This window comes from Fervidicella metallireducens AeB, from assembly GCF_000601455.1.
Classification (GTDB): domain Bacteria; phylum Bacillota; class Clostridia; order Clostridiales; family Caloramatoraceae; genus Fervidicella; species Fervidicella metallireducens.
Genome location: NZ_AZQP01000120.1, coordinates 1 through 1,567, shown reverse-complemented (window position 1 = coordinate 1,567; position 1,567 = coordinate 1). Strand labels below are relative to the sequence as shown.

General features: G+C 33.2%; 3 protein-coding genes. 1 reads left to right on the top strand and 2 read right to left on the bottom strand.

From position 1 onward, the window contains the following. Positions 1 to 209: ABC transporter substrate-binding protein (locus Q428_RS13980; RefSeq protein WP_035382009.1), on the top strand; the 209-nt coding region annotated here is incomplete at its 5' end. Positions 210 to 483: 274 nt separating this feature from the next. Here the strand turns inward: Q428_RS13980 and Q428_RS13975 are convergent. Both Q428_RS13975 and Q428_RS16190 read right to left on the bottom strand, forming a co-directional pair. After that, positions 484 to 723, bottom strand: a complete 240-nt coding sequence (locus Q428_RS13975) for a hypothetical protein (protein ID WP_035382006.1) — start codon at positions 721 to 723, stop codon at positions 484 to 486. Positions 724 to 750: 27 nt separating this feature from the next. Further along, the coding region (locus Q428_RS16190; RefSeq protein ID WP_242847868.1) for an RHS repeat domain-containing protein at positions 751 to 1,567 on the bottom strand (817 nt) is incomplete at its 5' end.

Genomic DNA, 1,567 nt, shown 5'->3' with positions numbered 1-1,567 from the left:
TTGCCTTTTACGGATGTGGTAAACAAAAGGATGATAAATTAGTAAAAATTCGATTAAATGAAGTGGTTCGTTCCATTTTCTATGCACCAATGTATGCTGCAATAAACAATGGGTACTTTGAAGATGAAGGTATAGAAATAGAACTTTCAACTGGTCAGGGAGCAGATGCAACAATTACCATAACACAGGTATTAAAACTAATTCATTGAAGATTCAGGTTAAAGAAATAAAATGAAAAAATACATATAAATATTCTAATTATTTACTATAATCAATATAAAATTATACTTATAATAAATAAAACTAAGGGGCTGTCACACAACTAACAAATTGTTAGTTGTGTGACAGTCCCTTTCTTCTAAACCATCATTAATCCTCTCTCCAATGTCTTGCTTAATAATCTATACGTCTTATTATAGCTACTACTATTGTATAATTTACATAGTTTTACAGTGAATTATCAATACACTGCATCTTCTTTTCTTAGTAGATAGTATCAATCTCTACCTGGGTCCAAACATTTGATAAGCTTTTTGAATCAATCCTTGCATTCTCTAACAAATCCTCCACATTAGTAAAACATTGTGAAGTTTTATCATTAATATTTGCTAGTATCCACCCTCTATTATCATGTGTTATAAAGTATGTAACTTTATGATAAATAAATTCAATTTCATGCCCCATCTTTACATCTTCCATAAACTCTTCATAACTATATTCCAATTTAATCTCTCCTTCCTATCATTTTGATTATTTACCAGATTGTCTTGGAGGGTTTTTGCTCCAGTCCCATATATGCCTATGTGGAAATTTGTGTGTTCCATCATAATTAGGATGGTTATAATCTATATCCTCCTCTGGTTTTCCGTCTGGTCCATAGTATCTTCTTTGTTTGACACTACCATCTGGGTTTAGATAATCACTTGATGAATTTGGCTCACCTATACTTGGATTTCTCCCTCCTTTTTTATTTGGAACTACTTGATGATTTTCTCGTGGTATCCCCTCTTCCCTAGCTTTCTTATCTTCCTTACTTTGCTTCAACTTCTTAATTTGATTTCCTGCCCAAACACCTGCTTTATATGCCCCATATGTCCCCACTGCAATAATTGTTATCCCAGCAGCAACTTCACCTACACCTGGAATAGTATAAATCAGTGCAAGTTCAGGGCCATATCCATTTTTATCTACCAAATTAATAGGATTATTCATACAATATGCAAACATATTGTACGACAGCAATTCCCCCATATTCCCAACTATAGCATCCTCATTAATAAACCTGCCCCACTCAGGATTGTAATAACGACTTTGTAAGTAGTAAAATCCTGTCTCGGTATCAAATCTATATCCACGATAACGATATGGATTCTTTTGCCCAACTGTACTTGCTAGTGTTCCTGTTGTTGAGATAAGCTTTCCCCATGAATCATAAGAGTAACTTACCACTTGTGTTCCTGTGTTGTCAAATAATCCTATAATATCTCCTTGTCCATTTCGAATATAATAATATTCTACACCATTTAAATTCATGCTTATAAGATTATCAGAACTGTCATAGCTGTAG